General features: G+C 68.9%; 13 protein-coding genes. 11 read left to right on the top strand and 2 right to left on the bottom strand.

Annotated elements, in window-relative coordinates:
• The first annotated feature begins 30 nt into the window (after nucleotides 1-30).
• The gene (locus tag AWC16_RS04000) at nucleotides 31-402 is read left to right on the top strand and encodes a nuclear transport factor 2 family protein (protein WP_085263492.1); all 372 of its coding nucleotides are present in this window, start codon (nucleotides 31-33) and stop codon (nucleotides 400-402) included.
• A gap of 6 nt (nucleotides 403-408) precedes the next feature.
• Here AWC16_RS04000 and AWC16_RS04005 read toward each other — a convergent pair whose 3' ends face one another.
• Nucleotides 409-1,089 carry a cutinase family protein gene (locus AWC16_RS04005; RefSeq protein ID WP_109561265.1) on the bottom strand — a complete coding sequence of 227 codons (681 nt, stop codon included), beginning with the start codon at nucleotides 1,087-1,089 and terminating at the stop codon, nucleotides 409-411.
• Between the two features lie 181 nt (nucleotides 1,090-1,270).
• Here AWC16_RS04005 and AWC16_RS04010 point away from each other — a divergent pair, with 181 nt between their 5' ends.
• From AWC16_RS04010 to mbtN, 3 genes are read left to right on the top strand one after another with little or no spacing between them, the layout of a single operon-like run.
• Nucleotides 1,271-1,531 carry an acyl carrier protein gene (locus AWC16_RS04010; protein ID WP_085263493.1) on the top strand — a complete coding sequence of 87 codons (261 nt, stop codon included), beginning with the start codon at nucleotides 1,271-1,273 and terminating at the stop codon, nucleotides 1,529-1,531.
• Nucleotides 1,528-3,066: a long-chain-fatty acid--ACP ligase MbtM gene (gene mbtM, locus AWC16_RS04015; RefSeq protein ID WP_085263494.1), complete on the top strand. Its 1,539-nt coding sequence runs from the start codon at nucleotides 1,528-1,530 to the stop codon at nucleotides 3,064-3,066. Before AWC16_RS04010 ends, mbtM begins: the two co-directional genes overlap by 4 nt.
• The gene (gene mbtN / locus AWC16_RS04020; RefSeq protein ID WP_085263495.1) at nucleotides 3,063-4,223 is read left to right on the top strand and encodes a mycobactin biosynthesis acyl-ACP dehydrogenase MbtN; all 1,161 of its coding nucleotides are present in this window, start codon (nucleotides 3,063-3,065) and stop codon (nucleotides 4,221-4,223) included. Before mbtM ends, mbtN begins: the two co-directional genes overlap by 4 nt.
• An 83-nt stretch (nucleotides 4,224-4,306) precedes the next feature.
• On the opposite strand, the gene AWC16_RS04025 is transcribed toward mbtN, so the two are convergent.
• Nucleotides 4,307-4,912 carry a GNAT family N-acetyltransferase gene (locus AWC16_RS04025; protein WP_085263496.1) on the bottom strand — a complete coding sequence of 202 codons (606 nt, stop codon included), beginning with the start codon at nucleotides 4,910-4,912 and terminating at the stop codon, nucleotides 4,307-4,309.
• A gap of 181 nt (nucleotides 4,913-5,093) precedes the next feature.
• On the opposite strand from AWC16_RS04025, the gene AWC16_RS04030 reads away from it, so the two are divergent.
• The 7 genes from AWC16_RS04030 (at nucleotide 5,094) to AWC16_RS04060 (ending at nucleotide 14,919) form a co-directional block, all read left to right on the top strand.
• Nucleotides 5,094-7,694: an ABC transporter ATP-binding protein/permease gene (locus AWC16_RS04030; RefSeq protein ID WP_085263497.1), complete on the top strand. Its 2,601-nt coding sequence runs from the start codon at nucleotides 5,094-5,096 to the stop codon at nucleotides 7,692-7,694.
• Complete coding sequence (locus AWC16_RS04035; protein ID WP_085263498.1) at nucleotides 7,691-9,433, top strand: ABC transporter ATP-binding protein; 1,743 nt, start codon at nucleotides 7,691-7,693, stop codon at nucleotides 9,431-9,433. The genes AWC16_RS04030 and AWC16_RS04035 overlap by 4 nt, the downstream gene beginning before the upstream one ends.
• A 261-nt stretch (nucleotides 9,434-9,694) precedes the next feature.
• A complete protein-coding gene (locus AWC16_RS04040) occupies nucleotides 9,695-10,621 on the top strand; it encodes a hypothetical protein (RefSeq protein ID WP_085263499.1) in 927 nt (308 codons plus the stop codon).
• Nucleotides 10,622-10,768: 147 nt separating this feature from the next.
• A complete protein-coding gene (locus tag AWC16_RS04045) occupies nucleotides 10,769-11,617 on the top strand; it encodes an SDR family NAD(P)-dependent oxidoreductase (protein WP_109561266.1) in 849 nt (282 codons plus the stop codon).
• A gap of 14 nt (nucleotides 11,618-11,631) precedes the next feature.
• Nucleotides 11,632-12,552, top strand: a complete 921-nt coding sequence (locus AWC16_RS04050) for a reductase (RefSeq protein ID WP_085263565.1) — start codon at nucleotides 11,632-11,634, stop codon at nucleotides 12,550-12,552.
• Nucleotide 12,553: 1 nt separating this feature from the next.
• Nucleotides 12,554-14,023, top strand: a complete 1,470-nt coding sequence (locus AWC16_RS04055; protein ID WP_085263500.1) for a flavin-containing monooxygenase — start codon at nucleotides 12,554-12,556, stop codon at nucleotides 14,021-14,023.
• Nucleotides 14,020-14,919 carry a MerR family transcriptional regulator gene (locus AWC16_RS04060; RefSeq protein WP_085263501.1) on the top strand — a complete coding sequence of 300 codons (900 nt, stop codon included), beginning with the start codon at nucleotides 14,020-14,022 and terminating at the stop codon, nucleotides 14,917-14,919. The genes AWC16_RS04055 and AWC16_RS04060 overlap by 4 nt, the downstream gene beginning before the upstream one ends.
• The last annotated feature ends 5 nt before the right edge of the window (nucleotides 14,920-14,924 follow it).

The following is a 14,924-nucleotide window of genomic DNA, read 5'->3' on the forward strand; positions in this document are numbered from 1 at the left end:
ACAGCGCCCCGCGTGAGCCACACTCCCCTGATGGATATCCGCGGCACGATTGACACCTATCTGCGGGCGTGGATGCAGCAGGACCCCGAGCTCATCGTCACGATTTTCACCGACGACGCCACCTACCACGAACGGGTGCTGGGCGAACCGATCCGCACCCGAGCCGGGATCCGGAACTATTGGCAGTCCAAGGTCGTCGAGGGACAGACCGACATCGACGCCCGGCTGCTCAACCTCTACCCCGCAACCGACGGCGTCACGGTGATCGCCGAGTGGGAAGCAACCTTCGACGACCGCGTCCAGGGCGTGCGAAAACGGATGCGGGAAGTGGCCATCTTGGAGTTCGCCGGTGAGCTGATCGCCAGCCTGCGCGAGTACTGGGCTTCGGAGGTAGTCGGGTAAGGCGGCTCAGATACGGCCGGCCACGAAAGCCGCGGCCTGGCCGGGCATCGGCGACTGCGCGTAGGACAGGTGCGGCGCGGAGAACATCTCGTCGTGCGAAGGCAGCGCGAGGGCGCCCGGAGAGCAGATCGGATCGCCGTCCGCACACAGATCAATGGCCTTGGCCCCGTACCACGGGCTGATCTCGCTGACCGGTCCCCCCAGATACCTGTTGGTCGGATTCCCGAAGACCGCGACCGCGGCCACGTGTTCGGCTTCGTCCGCCGACAGGGTCGCGGCGTTGAAGCCCGCCACCGATGCCCGCGCGATGGTGATGAGATCGATGACCATCGCACCTTGGGAATACCCGCCAAGCACCAGCTTGGTGTTGGGACAGTTCGCAACCATGTATTGCACGTGAGCGTTCGCATCGCCGGCGCCGTCGGACGCCGACGGCGGCCAGTCTTGGCCTGCCGGGTAGTTGACCGCATACACCGCCAGGGACCGTCCCCCGACCTGGGAGCGCAGTGCATCGATGAACTTCTGTCCGACTCCGCCGACGCCGGGCGGCTCGGCAGTGCCACGGGCGAAGGTCACCTCCACGTCGGGACAGGCGGCGGACGCGGGGGGAAGGACGCCCGGCGCGCCGGACAGTGTCCAGGCTGCCACCAAAACACCCAGCAATACGCCCGATCGGCGCGCTTTCATAGCATCGATGCTGGCACACCGCGACGGCGTCCACCACCCCTGATCGCGACGTTAAGCCGCCCTTTTCAGCCGTCTTTCCGGCGGGCACAGCTTGCGACCCGCGCCGCGTCTTGTCGGCAAATCTCCCCCGCGACCGGGTAAGCATAGGCTTGCATAACTTGACCGAGTAAGGTCGATCGCCATGACTTCCCCGAACTCGGCGGCGGTACGCGCCACCCTGCAGGAGATCCTGCGCGACGACCTTCAGATCGACGTCAAACGCGCCACTCCCGACGCCCGCCTCGTCGATGACCTGGGCATGGACTCGGTGGCGTTCGCGATCGGGATGGTGGCCATCGAGGACCGGCTCGGCGCGGTACTCGACGAACAGGACCTGCTGACCTGCGACACCGTCGGCGAGCTGGAGGCGGCGATCCTGGCCAAGGTGCCGGCCGACAAGTGAGCGTCCTGGCGGTCGCCCTGACCGAGGCGATGACGGCGTCCCCGCACGACCTGGTGGTACTGGACCGCACAACCGGCGAGTGGGCTCCCCGGCCCTGGGCGCAGGTGCACGACTACGCGCGGAGCATCGCCGCGCGGATCCTGGACACCGGCCTGCCCGGTGCCGTCGGGCTCGTCGGAGAGCCGACGGCCGAGTTCGTGGCCGCGATCCCGGGCGCCTGGCTGGCCGGGCGCGCCGTGTCGATCCTGCCCGGACCGGTGCGTGGCGCCGACCCCGCGCAGTGGGCGCACGCCACCCTGGACCGGTTCGCCCGGATCGGCGTCGACGTGGTGTTCGGCACCGAGTCGGTGCTGAGCCTGCTGTGGGCGCAGGACACCACACTGACCGTCATCGACGTCACCGACGCCGCACGCCGGCCACCGTCGGCCACGCTGGCTCCGGTGCCGACCGAGGCACCGGCGGTGCTGCAGGGCACCGCCGGCTCCACCGGAACGCCGCGCACCGCCCTGTTGTCGCCGGAGGCGATGCTGAGCAACCTGCGCGGCCTCATCGATCGGACCGGGGTCGGCAAGGACGACATCGGATGCACGTGGCTGCCGCTCTACCACGACATGGGTCTGACGTTCCTGCTGTCCGCGATGCTGCTCGGGGCGCCGGTCTGGCTGGCCCCCACCACCGCGTTCGCGGCGTCGCCGTTCCGCTGGCTGCAGTGGCTGCACGACAGCCGCGCCACCCTGACCGCCGCGCCCAACTTCGCCTACAGCGTGATCGGCAAGTACGCCCGCCGGGTGCCCGACGTCGACCTGAGCGCGGTACGAGTGGCGATCAACGGCGGCGAACCGATCGACTGCGCCGGGTTGGAACGGTTCTGCACCGAGTTGGGCCGGTTCGGATTCGACCCCGGCGCGCCCTGCCCGTCCTACGGCCTGGCCGAGGCGACCTGCGCGGTGACGATGCCGCACCCCGGCACCGGCCTGCGCTATGACGAGGTAGGCGGACGCCGGCACGCGATCCTGGGCGAACCGATCTCCGGCATGGAGCTGCGAGTCACCGACACCGGCGAACCGCATGCCGGCGCCATCGAGATCCGGGGCTCCTCACTGATGTCGGGGTATCTGGGCGACTCACCCTTGGCGGCTGAAACCTGGTTCCCCACTGGGGATCTCGGTTACCTCACCGAGGGTGGACTGGTGGTGTGCGGGCGCGCCATGGAGGTCATCTCGGTGGCCGGGCGCAACGTGTTCCCGACCGAGATCGAGCGGGTCGCCGCGCAGGTGCGCGGAGTGCGCGACGGCGCGGTGGTGGCCGTGGGCACCGGCGAGGGTGCGGCCCGGCCGGGTCTGGTGATCACCGCCGAGTTCCGCGGCCCCGACGCCGAGGGCGCCCGTGGCGAGGTACTCGCCCGGGTGGCGTCTGAATGCGGGGTCGTGCCAGCCGATGTGGTGCTGGTGGCACCGGGATCGCTACCGCGCACCTCCTCCGGGAAGTTGCGGCGGCTGGAAGTCAAACAGAACCTGGAGGCCGCGCGCTCATGAACGTCGACGAATACCGCGAACTGCTCGGCTTGGCCTTCGGCCAACAGGTCACCGACTGGACCGCCGAAGCCGAAGCCACCGAACGGTTTCCGCGCAAGTTACTCGAACACCTGGGCCAGAGCGGAGTTTTCGCGCAGAAGTGGGGTCCGGCCGGCAACCCCCACCCGGACCTGGACAAACTCGTCGAGTTGGCGTTCGCGCTGGGCCGAACCGGATCGGCCGGAATCGGCGTCGGGGTCAGCCTGCACGATTCGGCGATCGCCATCCTGCGCCGATTCGCCCGCTCCGATCATCTCAAGGCCGTCTGCGAACAGGCGATCCTCGGCGACGCGGTGCTGTGCATCGGCGCCTCGGAGGAGTCCGGTGGTTCGGACCTGCAGATCGTAGGCACCGAAGCCCGTTCCGAGCGTGATGGTTTCACGGTTCGCGGGATCAAGAAGTTCGTCTCGCTGTCCCCGATCGCCGATTACATCATCGTGGTGGCCCGCAGCGTCGACCACGACGAGAACAGCCGGCACGGCAACGTCATGCTGATCGCCGTCCCCACCGAGCAGGTCGACGTGCAGGCGCCCTACCGCAAGGTCGGCGCCGGGCCGCTGGACACCGCAGCGGTGCACATCGACACCTGGGTGCCCGCCGACGCACTGATCGCCCGGGCGGGCACCGGCCTGGCGGCGATCTCCTGGGGGCTGGCGCACGAGCGGATGTCGATCGCCGGGCAGGTGGCCTCGTCCTGTCAGGTCGTGCTGGGCATCACCCACGCCCGGATGGTCAACCGCCGCCAGTTCGGGGCCACCTTGTTCGAACATCAGGCCCTGCGGCTGCGGATGGCCGATCTGCAGTCCCGGGTGGATCTGCTGCGGTACGGGCTGGTCGGTATCGCCGCCAGGGGCCGGCTGGACCTGCGCGCCGCCGCTGCGGTGAAGGTGACCGCCGCGCGGCTCGGCGAAGAGGTGCTGGGCGAGTGCATGCACATCTTCGGCGGCTCGGGCTACCTGGTCGACGAGACGCCGCTGGGACGCTGGTGGCGGGACATGAAGCTGGCCCGGGTCGGTGGCGGCACCGACGAGGTGCTCTGGGAACTGGTGGCGGCCGGAATGCAGCCCGACCACGACGGCTACGCGGAGTTGATCGGCAACCACACAGCCGCCGACTGATCCGCGAGTGGGACATACCCGACGCGACTCGCCGGAGCCGCGTCGTGGGGTCCCCACTCGCGCGGACGGGCGGCCAGACCGGGCTAGACCGGCTCGGGACGCGCCAGCGCGTACAGCGCCATCCGCCGGTTGGCCATGTCGTGCTCGCCGAGAAATTCGCAGCCGGCGAACTCACACAACCGCCGGGCGCCGGTGTTGCGGTGGTCGGGGTCGAACATGATCCGGCGGCAACGGGGCTCCAGCTCGAACAGGCTGGCCACCACGCGCGGCAGCAGCAACGGCGCGATCCCCCGGTTGACGATTGCCAGATCGGCGATCGCGGCGTGCATGCCGAGGTCATACGGATCTGCGTCGTATCGCGGAGCGATGGAATCCTTTGCCGCCCGGTAGATTTCGATGTAGCCGTGGTACTTCCCGCGCAGGCCCACCAACAGCGGGCGGGAATAGTCCCCGGCCAGCTGGGCGGCCAGGTAGCGGCGCCAGCGCTGCACCGGCCAGTCGGACTCCCACGCCTCCACCAGGTGCGGCCGGCTCATCCATTCCGCGATCGTCGCCGCGTCGGCATCCGGGTCGACCAGGCGGACCTCGAACGGCGCGGCCAACACCGGCACCGGCGGCGGCGGCACCGCACGGACCGCTTCGGAGACGTCGGTGAGCTCCCGATGCAGGATCGGCTCGGTGTCAGTCATGTCGGGCACGGAGCCTACCGGAGTGAGGGTGCACTAACCCTGCCCCACCAGCGTTGCGCGGCACGTACCGGCAAGCGGTTTGACGTTCGGTAAGGCAACCCTTAGTTTTGAGTCGGTTCGTGGCTGATTTCCGACGCTGGGCCCATCGGGGTGGAGGCTGACTCGTGAGACTGGATCGCTGATGGCGCGTGGATTTCAGGGCGCCGTCCTGCGCGGCCTCGGCGCGCGGGAACACACCGCGACGGTGCTGGAAACACTGCAGATCGCGCCGCACTTCATCCGGGTGCGGATGGAGTCGCCGACCCTGTTCGAAGACGTGGTCCTCGAACCCACCGCCTGGTTGCGGTTCTGGTTCCCCGACCCCGACGGGTCCTCCACCGAGCACCAGCGCGGCTACACCCTCTCCGAGGGCGACCCCGCCACCGGGCGATTCGCCGTCGACATCCTCCTGCACGAGCCGGCCGGCCCGGCATCGCAGTGGGTACGCACCGTGACACCGGGTACGACGATCGCGGCGATGTCGCTGATGGGCTCGTCGCGTTACCAGGCCCCCGGCGAGGACGACGAGCAGCCCGCCGGCTATCTGCTGGTCGGCGACGCCGCCGCGATCACCGCGCTGAACGGGATCATCGAGACCGTCGCTCCCGACATCCCGATCGAGCTCTACCTCGAGCAGCACGACGACAACGACACGCTGATCCCGCTGGCAAGCCACCCCCGGCTGCGGGTGCACTGGGTTCCTCGCCGCGACGCCACCTCGCTGGCGGCGGCGATCGAAGCCCGGAACTGGTCCAACTGGTATGCCTGGCTGACCCCGGAGGCGGCCAGCCTCAAACACCTGCGGACCCGGCTGCGCGAGGAGTTCGGCTTCCCCAAGTCCGAGGTGCACGCCCAGGCCTACTGGACCGCCGGCCGGGCGATGGGCAAGCTGCGCAGCAGCGATGCAACACCCGAGATCGACCAGCCCGAAACCGTTGAGCAGTCGCAGGTGACGGCGCCGTCCGCACCGCAGGGCAACTGGCGCGCCCAGGGGGCCGGCCGGCTCCTGGCGCCGCTGCGGACCCCGCTGGTGATCTCCGGCATTCTGCAGGCGCTGCTCACGCTGGTGCAGCTGGCCCCGTTCGTGCTGCTCGTCGAGCTGGCCCGCCTGCTGGTGTCAGGCGCGCAGACCTCCCGGTTGTGGACGTTGGGGCTCGCCGCGGTTGGGCTGCTGGGCCTGGCCACACTGCTGGGCGCCGCCCTGACGCTGTGGCTGCACGTCATCGACGCCCGTTTCGCCCACGGACTGCGGGTGCGGCTGCTGGGCAAACTGGCGCGCCTGCCGTTGGGCTGGTTCACGGCGCGCGGTTCGGGGTCGATCAAGCAGCTGGTGGCCGACGACACGCTGTCGCTGCACTACCTGGTCACCCACGCGATCCCCGACGCCGTCGCCGCGGTGATCGCCCCGGTCGCGGTCCTGGCCTACCTGTTCAGTGTGGATTGGCGAGTGGCGCTGGTGCTGTTCGTGCCGGTACTGATCTACCTGGTCATGGCGTCCTCGATGGCGGTGCAGTCCGGCCCGCGGATCAATCAGGCGCAACGCTGGGCCGAGACCATGAACACCGAGGCCGCCGGATACCTGGAGGGCCAGCCGGTGATCCGCGTGTTCGGCGGTGCCGCCGCCTCGGCGTTCCGGCGCCGGCTCGACGACTACATCGGCTTCCTGGTCGCCTGGCAGCGTCCGCTGACCGGAAAGAAGACCCGGGCGGACCTGGTGACCCGACCGGCCACATTCCTGTGGCTGATCGCCGCCTCCGGCACCGCCCTGGTGGTCACCCACCGGATGGACCCGATCAACCTGCTGCCGTTCCTGCTGCTGGGCACGGCGTTCGGTGCGCAGCTGCTGGGTATCGCCTACGGGGTGGGCGGTATCCGCTCCGGGCTGCTGGCCGCACGCCGGCTGCAGGCCGCCCTCGACGAACCCGAGCTGGCAGTGCGCCCCGCCGAAACGCACGGCGCGGCGAGCCCGGCCGGTTCGGTGGTGTTCGACCGGGTCGTCTTCAGCTACCGGCCCGGGGTGCCGGTGATCCGGGACGCCTCGCTGACCCTGCGTCCCGGCACGGTGACCGCGCTGGTGGGACCGTCGGGATCCGGCAAGTCCACGCTGGCCGCGTTGCTGGCCCGGTTCCACGACGTCGACTCCGGCGCCATCACCATCGACGGGCGTGACATCGCGACCATGACCGCCGACGAGCTGTATTCCCGGGTCGGGTTCGTCCTGCAGGAGACCCAGCTGGTGCACGGCAGCGTCCGCGACAACATCGCGCTGGCGGTTCCCGAGGCGACCGACGCCCAGGTGCAGGCCGCCGCCAAAGCGGCGCAGATCCACGACCGGATCTGCCGCATGCCCGACGGCTATGACACCGTGCTCGGCGCCGGTTCGGGCCTGTCCGGCGGCGAGCGGCAGCGGCTGACCATCGCCCGCGCCATCCTGGCCGACACCCCGGTCCTGATTCTGGACGAGGCCACCGCGTTCGCCGACCCGGAATCGGAATACCTGGTGCAGCAGGCGATCAACCGGCTCACCGCCGATCGCACCGTGCTGATGATCGCCCACCGGCTGCACACCATCACGGCAGCCGACCAGATCGTGGTGCTCGACCACGGATGCATCGCCGAATCCGGGACGCACACCGAACTGCTGGCCGCCGACGGGCGCTACCGACAGCTCTGGCAGACCGGGCAGCGGACCGGCGGCCCCGAGCCGGCTGACCTGGCTGCCGCCGGGGAGCGCGCGCAGTGATCCGCACCTGGCTTTCGCTGGTCCCGTCCGATCGTCGCGGCCGGGTACTGACCTATATCGCGCTGGCGCTGACGTCGGTGCTGGTGCGCGCGGCGGGCACGGTCCTGCTGGTACCGCTGGTGGGGGCGCTGTTCAGCCCCGCCCCGCAGCACGCAGTGGTCTGGCTGGGCTGGCTGACGGCAGCCACCACCGCCGGCTGGCTGATCGACGCCGCGACCTCGCGCCTCGGTTTCGACCTGGGTTTCGCGGTGCTGGACCACACCCAGCACGACCTGGCCGACCGACTCCCCGACATCCGGCTGGACTGGCTGACCGCCGGAGACACCGGCAACACCGCTACCGCTCGGCAGGCGATCGCGGCGACCGGTCCCGAGCTGGTCGGGCTGGTGGTCAACCTGCTGACCCCGTTGACCAGTGCGGTATTGCTGCCGGGCGCTATCGCGCTGGGCCTGATCGGCGTCTCCTGGCAGCTCGGGCTGGCCGCCCTGGCCGGGGTGCCGTTGCTGCTCGCGGCGCTGTGGGCATCGGCCCGATTCACCCGGCGCGCCGACGCCGCCGCGGATGCGGCCAACACCACGCTCACCGAACGCCTCATCGAGTTCGCCCGAACCCAGCAGGCCCTGCGCGCCGCCCGGCGGGTGGAACCGGCCCGCAGCCTGGTCGGCGACGCGCTGACCTCCCAGCGCGGGACCGCCCTGCGGCTGTTGGGCATGCAGATTCCCGGCCAGTTGCTGTTCGGCGCGGCCAGCCAGACCGCGCTGATCCTGCTGGCCGGCACGACCACGGCGCTGACGGTGGCAGGCACGCTCGCACCCGCGCAGGCCGTCGCGCTGATCGTGGTGATCGCCCGCTACCTGGAGCCGTTCACCACGGTCAGCGAACTGGCGCCGGCATTGGAGTCCACCCGCGCCAGCCTGGACCGGATCGCCACCGTGCTGTCCGCTCCCGCGCTGCCCGCCGGCGACGCCACCCTGCCCGACGCCACGTCGCCGCCGGCCGTCACATTCGAGGACGTGAGCTTCAGCTACGACCGCACCCCGGTGCTCGATCACGTGAGCTTCACCCTGGCACCGGGCAGCACCACCGCGATCGTCGGGCCGTCAGGGTCCGGCAAGAGCACCATCCTGGCGTTGATCGCCGGACTGGCGCAGCCTGCGAGCGGCCGGGTGCTCATCGACGCGGTCGACGCGGCCACGCTGGAACCGCACGCCCGGCGCGCCGTGACCAGTGTGGTTTTCCAACAGCCGTACCTGTTCGACGGCACCATCGGCGAGAACGTGGCCGCCGGTGATCCCGACGCCGACCCGGCGCAGCTGGCGCGGGCATTGGAGCTGGCTCGCGTCGACGAGCTGACCGGCCGGCTGCCCGACGGCCTCGACTCCCGCGTCGGGGAGGCCGGCACCGCACTGTCCGGGGGTGAGCGGCAGCGCGTCAGCATCGCCCGCGCCCTGCTCAAGCCCGCGCCGGTGCTGCTGGTCGACGAGGCCACCAGCGCATTGGACAACGAGAATGAGGCCGCTGTCGTCGACGCTCTCACCGCGGACTTGCGCTCGCGCACCCGCGTGATCGTCGCCCACCGGCTGGCCAGCATCCGGCACGCCGACCGGGTGCTGTTCATCGACGACGGCCGCGTTGTCGAAGACGGAACCATCGACGAATTGCGTTCCACCGGTGGGCGGTTCGATGAATTCTGGCGGCAGCAGCAGGACGCGGCCGATTGGCGGGTCCATGCCGACTGAGAGTTCGACGCGATCAGCGCCGGCGCTGCCAACCCGCGTTCAGCACCGACCCCCGTCACGACGCGATCGTCACCGCCCCGGTGACCGGAGCCGGTCGACTGCGGCGCGCCCACGAGTGACGTAAAACCCACTGCGGATTCCCTGTGAGGTTCCGTACAAAGTTAGGCAAGGCTTGCCTTATTTCTTCGGTTTAGCTTAACGTCAAAGCTGCAATACATATAGGGAACCTCATATCAGGTGAGGTCACGATAAGGAGATGCAATGCAGCTCGCTCTTGCCGCCGGTTCGACCGGCCGCGGCACATCCGACTTTCTGCCGAACGCGCGGACCAATCGGCTGCTGGCCGCGGGGGTCGTCCTGGCCGGCGCCGGTGTGATCGCCGTCAACCCGGTTGCGCCGCTGGTTTCCGTCGCCAGCCACCACCAGCCCGCCGTCGAGCTCACCGCCACCACTGAGGAAAACCTCGACTACCTGATGGGCCTGCTGTCGGGCCCGAACCCGCTCAGCACCGCCATCAACGAACTCACCGGCTACTACAGCCAGGTCGCCAGCAACAGCTTCGACGGGATGATGGCGGGCATCGAGGGCGCCTGGTCCGGTATGGGCGCCGCTCGGGGCCTGGAGACCATCCTTCCCCAGATCATGGACTACCTGCAGCAGGGTGACTTCACTCATGCCTGGGACCTGATCAACTGGGACCTGTTGTTCTCCGCGCAGAACATCTTCCAGCCGCTCTTCGACCACACCGTGCGCGGCACCGGCGAATTCGTGCCCGGCGTGTTCGGCCTCGGCGCCGACATGACTCGGGTCTGGGCGGAAGTGCAGGACATTTTCGGTGACTTCAACTTCTGGAAGAGCACCGCCAAGTACCTGACGGAACCGCTTACCGGCTACATGTTCGCGTTGTCGGAAAACTTGAACGGCGTCGAGGGCCGCGAGGCTCAGGACCCGATCGACGCCCTGCTCAACGGCTACATCACGTGGAACGAGGAAACCGGCGAGGACACCGGCCAGTGGTGGGGCCTGCTCACCCCGCAGGGCACCTTCGCCTACTTCCTCGATGTGCTGCCGAGCAGGATCGCCGATGCGTTGACAGCGAACATTCCGGACGTCGATGCCGGCGACGCGGTTGCGGCCGCCAGCCTGTTCGACTTCGACCTGGACTGGCTCACCGGCCTGTTCGCCTGATCGCACCACCCTCTCTCGCGCGAGCGTGCGTGTGTCCGATTACGCACGCTCGCGCGGAGGACGAGCCGGGTTCGGGCCGCAATGGCCCGGGCCCGGCTCAAAACATTGCCATTGACTAATGGCACCATTGACTGTTGACTCAGTCACATGATGCTTGGCCGCTCGCCGAAACGCAGCCACGGGGCTTCCGCCGTCGTCACCGGAGCCGGCAGCGGCATCGGAGCGGCATTCGCCGTCGAACTGGCCCGCCGCGGCAGCGCCGTGGTCTGCAGTGATATCGACGATGACGCCGCCCAGCGCACCGTCGAGGCCATCACCGGCGCGGGCGGACGCGCCACCGCCATGCACTGCGACGTCTCCGCCGTCGACGAGGTCATCGCGCTGGCTGAGGCCGCGCAGGACTGGTTCGGCCACCCGCCCACGCTGGTGATCAACAACGCGGGCGTCGGCGCCGGTGGAGAGCCGATCGGCACCATGGCGCTGGACGACTGGAACTGGACGCTGGGCATCAACCTGTGGGGCCCGATCCACGGCTGCCACGTCTTCACCCCGATCCTGCGCGACGCCTCCGCCGGCCAGCCCCGCGGCATCATCAACGTTGCCTCGGCCGCGTCGTTCGGCGCCGCCCCGGAGATGGCGGCCTACAACGTCAGCAAGGCCGGCGTGTTGTCCCTGTCGGAGACCCTGGCCGCCGAGCTGTCGGGCACCGGGATCGGCGTGACCGTGCTGTGCCCGACGTTCGTCAAGACCAACATCGTCGAATCCGGCCGCATCACCGCGCAGTCCACTGACATGGCAAACCGTCTGATGCGCTGGACCGGGCTCTCGGCGGCCCGGGTGGCCCGGGACTGCCTCGACACCCATGACCGCGGCGGTCTGTACTGCATGCCGCAGTTGGACGCCAAAATCGGTTGGAACATCAAGCGATTGGCGCCTGAGACATTCACCAGGACCATCGGGCTGGCGTTTCGGGCCGGCTCAATCCTGCCGAGTTGATCGAGGAGATTGTCATGGCTGTCGACCTGGATGTGATGCTCACCAAGATCAAGGACCGACAGTGGGCGCTGGCCGACATCGACTGGGACGCGCCGGGTGCCGAGCTGATTCGCCCCGAGATGGTGCCCAAGCTCAAGAAGTTCATGGCCGACCTGTGCTGGATCGAGAACATCGGGGCCCGCGGATTCGCGGCTATGGCACGCAAGGCGCCCACCCCGGCGCTGGCCGAGATCTACCGCTACTTTCACGCCGAGGAGCAACGCCACGCCAATGCCGAGCTGGCACTGATGAAGCGCTGGGGCATGCTCGACGACGGTGAAATGCCCGAGCCCAACGTCAACATCCGGCTGGCGATGCAGTGGCTCGACGACTACTCCGATGACCTGCCGTTGTCCGTGCTCGGCACGGTCATTCCGATGCTGGAAGTGGCGCTCGACGGCGCACTGCTGAAGTTCCTGCTCGACGAGGTCGACGATCCCGTCTGCCACCAGGTGTTCGAGAAGATCAACAACGACGAATCCCGGCACATCGCCGTCGATTTCGAGGTGCTGGAGATGATCGGGCACGCCGGCCTGCGCAAGCTGGCCATCGAGTTCGTCGGCACCGTCGCCTCGCCATCTCTCATCGTCGGCGCGCTGATCTCCGTCCCGTTGCTCAACCGGGTGCGCAACGAAGTGATCGGCATGGGATTGGATCCGCACCGGCTCTACTCGGCACTGATGCGTTTCCGGCAGTTCGGCGAACGCGGCACGCACACCTGGCGGGTGCCGACGTATCAGATCGTCAAGCATTACGCGGCCTTGGTGGCCAACCCGGACAGCCCCTATCACCTGTTGGCCGACCCCGCGGTGTGGCTGTCCGGCTTTTACCCCAAGCGGCTGCTCAAACCCATCCCGAGCTGGTTCAAGGAGCTGACGCACGAGCCGGCGGCCTGAGATGGCCCGCGCGCACGTCTACCAGACGCTGATCGTCGGTGCCGGCTTCAGCGGGATAGGTGCGGCGATCAAGCTGGCCGAAGCCGGCCTCGGCGGCGACGACGAGATCGTGATCCTGGAGCGCAGCGACCGGGTCGGCGGAACCTGGCGCGACACCCGCTATCCCGGTGCGGCCTGCGATATTCCGTCGCTGCTGTACTCGTTCTCATTCGTGGCCAACCCCGGTTGGTCCCGGGCCTATCCCTCGGCCGGCGAGATCTATCAGCACATCGAGGACATGGTCGACCGGTTCGACCTGCGCCGCCACATCCGGTTCGGCACCGAGGTCACCGCCCTGGCGTTCGACGAAAGCGCCGGTGTTTGGACCGTATCGGCGGGCCGCAAGAAGTTCCGGGCCCGCACCGTGGTGCTCGCGTCGGGCCCGTTGCCCGATTCGAGCTTCCCGGCTATTCGCGGCCTGGACGCCTACACCGGCCACAAGATCCATAGCGCCCGTTGGGATCACGACTACGACTTCGCCGGCAAGAAGGTCGCGGTCATCGGCACCGGCGCCAGCGCGGTGCAGATCATCCCGGAGTTGGTCGAGCAGGCCGGCTTCGTCAAGGTCTTCCAGCGCACCCCGGGCTGGGTGATCCCGCGACTGGATGTGGCCATGCCGGCGAGCGTTCAAGAGCTGTTCGCCAAAGTCCCCGCGGCCCAGCAGCTTGCGCGCCAGGCGTTGTTCTGGGGACATGAGGCCAGCGCCACCGCGTTGGTGTGGAACACCCCGCTGAGCGGCCTGGTCGCGCAGCTGGGCAAGGCCCACCTGCGGGCCGCCGTCAAGGATCCATGGCTGCGCCGTCAGCTCACCCCGGACTTCACCCCCGGCTGCAAACGCATGCTGATCTCCAGCGACTACTACCCCGCCCTGCAGCGCGACAACTGCAAGCTGATCGACTGGCCGATCGCCACGATGAGCCCGGCCGGCATCCGCACCAGCGACGGCGTGGAGCACCAACTGGACGCCATCGTCTTCGCGACCGGCTACGACGTGCACCTGACCGGTCCGCCGTTCTCCGTCTCCGGCTTGGGTGGCAGGTCGTTGGCCGACGAATGGACCCGAGGTGCCCAGGCCTTCAAGAGCATCCAGGCACACGGCTATCCCAACCTGTTCTTCATGACCGGCCCCAACTCCGGCCCGGGCCACAACTCACTGCTGGTCTACGTCGAAGGCCAACTCGACTACGTGGTGCGCGCCATCCGCACCGTCCGTCAGGCGAAGCTGCGGTATCTGGACGTCCGCGAGACGGTGCAGCGCCGCCACAACGAGCAGATCCAGCGACGACTCCGCAAGACGACGTGGATGTCGGGCTGCAGTAGCTGGTATCTGACCGAAGACGGCTTCAACGCCTCGATGTACCCGGGGTTCGCGACGCAGTATCTTCGGCAGATGCGAAGCTTCCGGCTCTCCGACTACCACGCGGTGGCATGAGCACACCGGATCGCCACCCGAAAGCGGACTCCATCGCCGGGGTGCTGGCGAACCTGCGCCGGGTGCCACGGCGGGTGCGGCGCGAGTCCCGCGAGGTGATCGAGGCAGCGGTGACCCAACTGTTCGAGGTGGTGGTGCGCCACCCCGGCGGTCACACGGCGTCGCGGGAATACCGGATCGACGACCTGGCCCGCTTGGCCGGCACCACCACCCGCAATGTCCGGGTGTACCGGGACCGGGATCTGCTGCCGCCGCCGCGACGAGTGGGGCGGATCGCGCTGTTCAACGACACGCACCTGACCCGGCTGCGGCTGATCACCTCGATGCTGGACCGGGGCTACACCATCGCGCACGTCAAGGAGATGATCGGCGCCTGGGAGCAGGGCAAGGATCTCGGGGACATCCTGGGCCTGGAGAGCGCGATCGCCGGCAGTTGGACCACCGAGCGCCCTCAGACCATGCCCAGTTCCGCGGCCGAGCGGCTGATCGGCGATCCGCAGGCGCTGCGGCGGCTGATGGGCCTGGGAATCGTCCGCATCGACGAGGCCGACAGCTCGCGAGCCACCATCACCCGGCCCAAACTGATCGAGGCGTTCAACGAGATCCGCGGCTACGGCATCTCCGTGGACCGGCTCATCGACCTCTACGAGGAGACGCTGCCGCATATCGACGCGATCAGCCAGATGTTGGTGCGCGCCGGGGCCGAGCATGTCCTGAAAAGGGTCCAGCCCGGTGCGCCGCTGCCCGCCGACGCCGAGATCGCCGAGCTGATCGGGATGCTGGTGCGGTTCCGCACCCAGGCCGTCGCGTCGGTCACCGCAACCCTGGCGGCCTCGATCGAGTCGACCATCGAGTCGATGGTCAGCGGCCTGCTCGCCGAGTCGCTGCTGCACTGACCGCG

It is taken from the genome of Mycolicibacter longobardus (assembly GCF_002102265.1).
Lineage (GTDB): Bacteria > Actinomycetota > Actinomycetes > Mycobacteriales > Mycobacteriaceae > Mycobacterium > Mycobacterium longobardum.

Bases quoted from the DNA above. Each gene is read 5' to 3' on its own strand.
- mbtN (WP_085263495.1), top strand. From the start codon at position 3,063: ATGAACGTCGACGAATACCGCGAACTGCTCGGCTTGGCCTTCGGCCAA.
- AWC16_RS04045 (WP_109561266.1), top strand. From the start codon at position 10,769: ATGATGCTTGGCCGCTCGCCGAAACGCAGCCACGGGGCTTCCGCCGTC.
- AWC16_RS04050 (WP_085263565.1), top strand. From the start codon at position 11,632: ATGGCTGTCGACCTGGATGTGATGCTCACCAAGATCAAGGACCGACAG.
- AWC16_RS04040 (WP_085263499.1), top strand. From the start codon at position 9,695: ATGCAGCTCGCTCTTGCCGCCGGTTCGACCGGCCGCGGCACATCCGAC.
- AWC16_RS04025 (WP_085263496.1), bottom strand. From the start codon at position 4,912: ATGACTGACACCGAGCCGATCCTGCATCGGGAGCTCACCGACGTCTCC.
- AWC16_RS04005 (WP_109561265.1), bottom strand. From the start codon at position 1,089: ATGAAAGCGCGCCGATCGGGCGTATTGCTGGGTGTTTTGGTGGCAGCC.
- AWC16_RS04030 (WP_085263497.1), top strand. From the start codon at position 5,094: ATGGCGCGTGGATTTCAGGGCGCCGTCCTGCGCGGCCTCGGCGCGCGG.
- AWC16_RS04060 (WP_085263501.1), top strand. From the start codon at position 14,020: ATGAGCACACCGGATCGCCACCCGAAAGCGGACTCCATCGCCGGGGTG.
- AWC16_RS04055 (WP_085263500.1), top strand. From the start codon at position 12,554: ATGGCCCGCGCGCACGTCTACCAGACGCTGATCGTCGGTGCCGGCTTC.
- AWC16_RS04010 (WP_085263493.1), top strand. From the start codon at position 1,271: ATGACTTCCCCGAACTCGGCGGCGGTACGCGCCACCCTGCAGGAGATC.
- AWC16_RS04000 (WP_085263492.1), top strand. From the start codon at position 31: ATGGATATCCGCGGCACGATTGACACCTATCTGCGGGCGTGGATGCAG.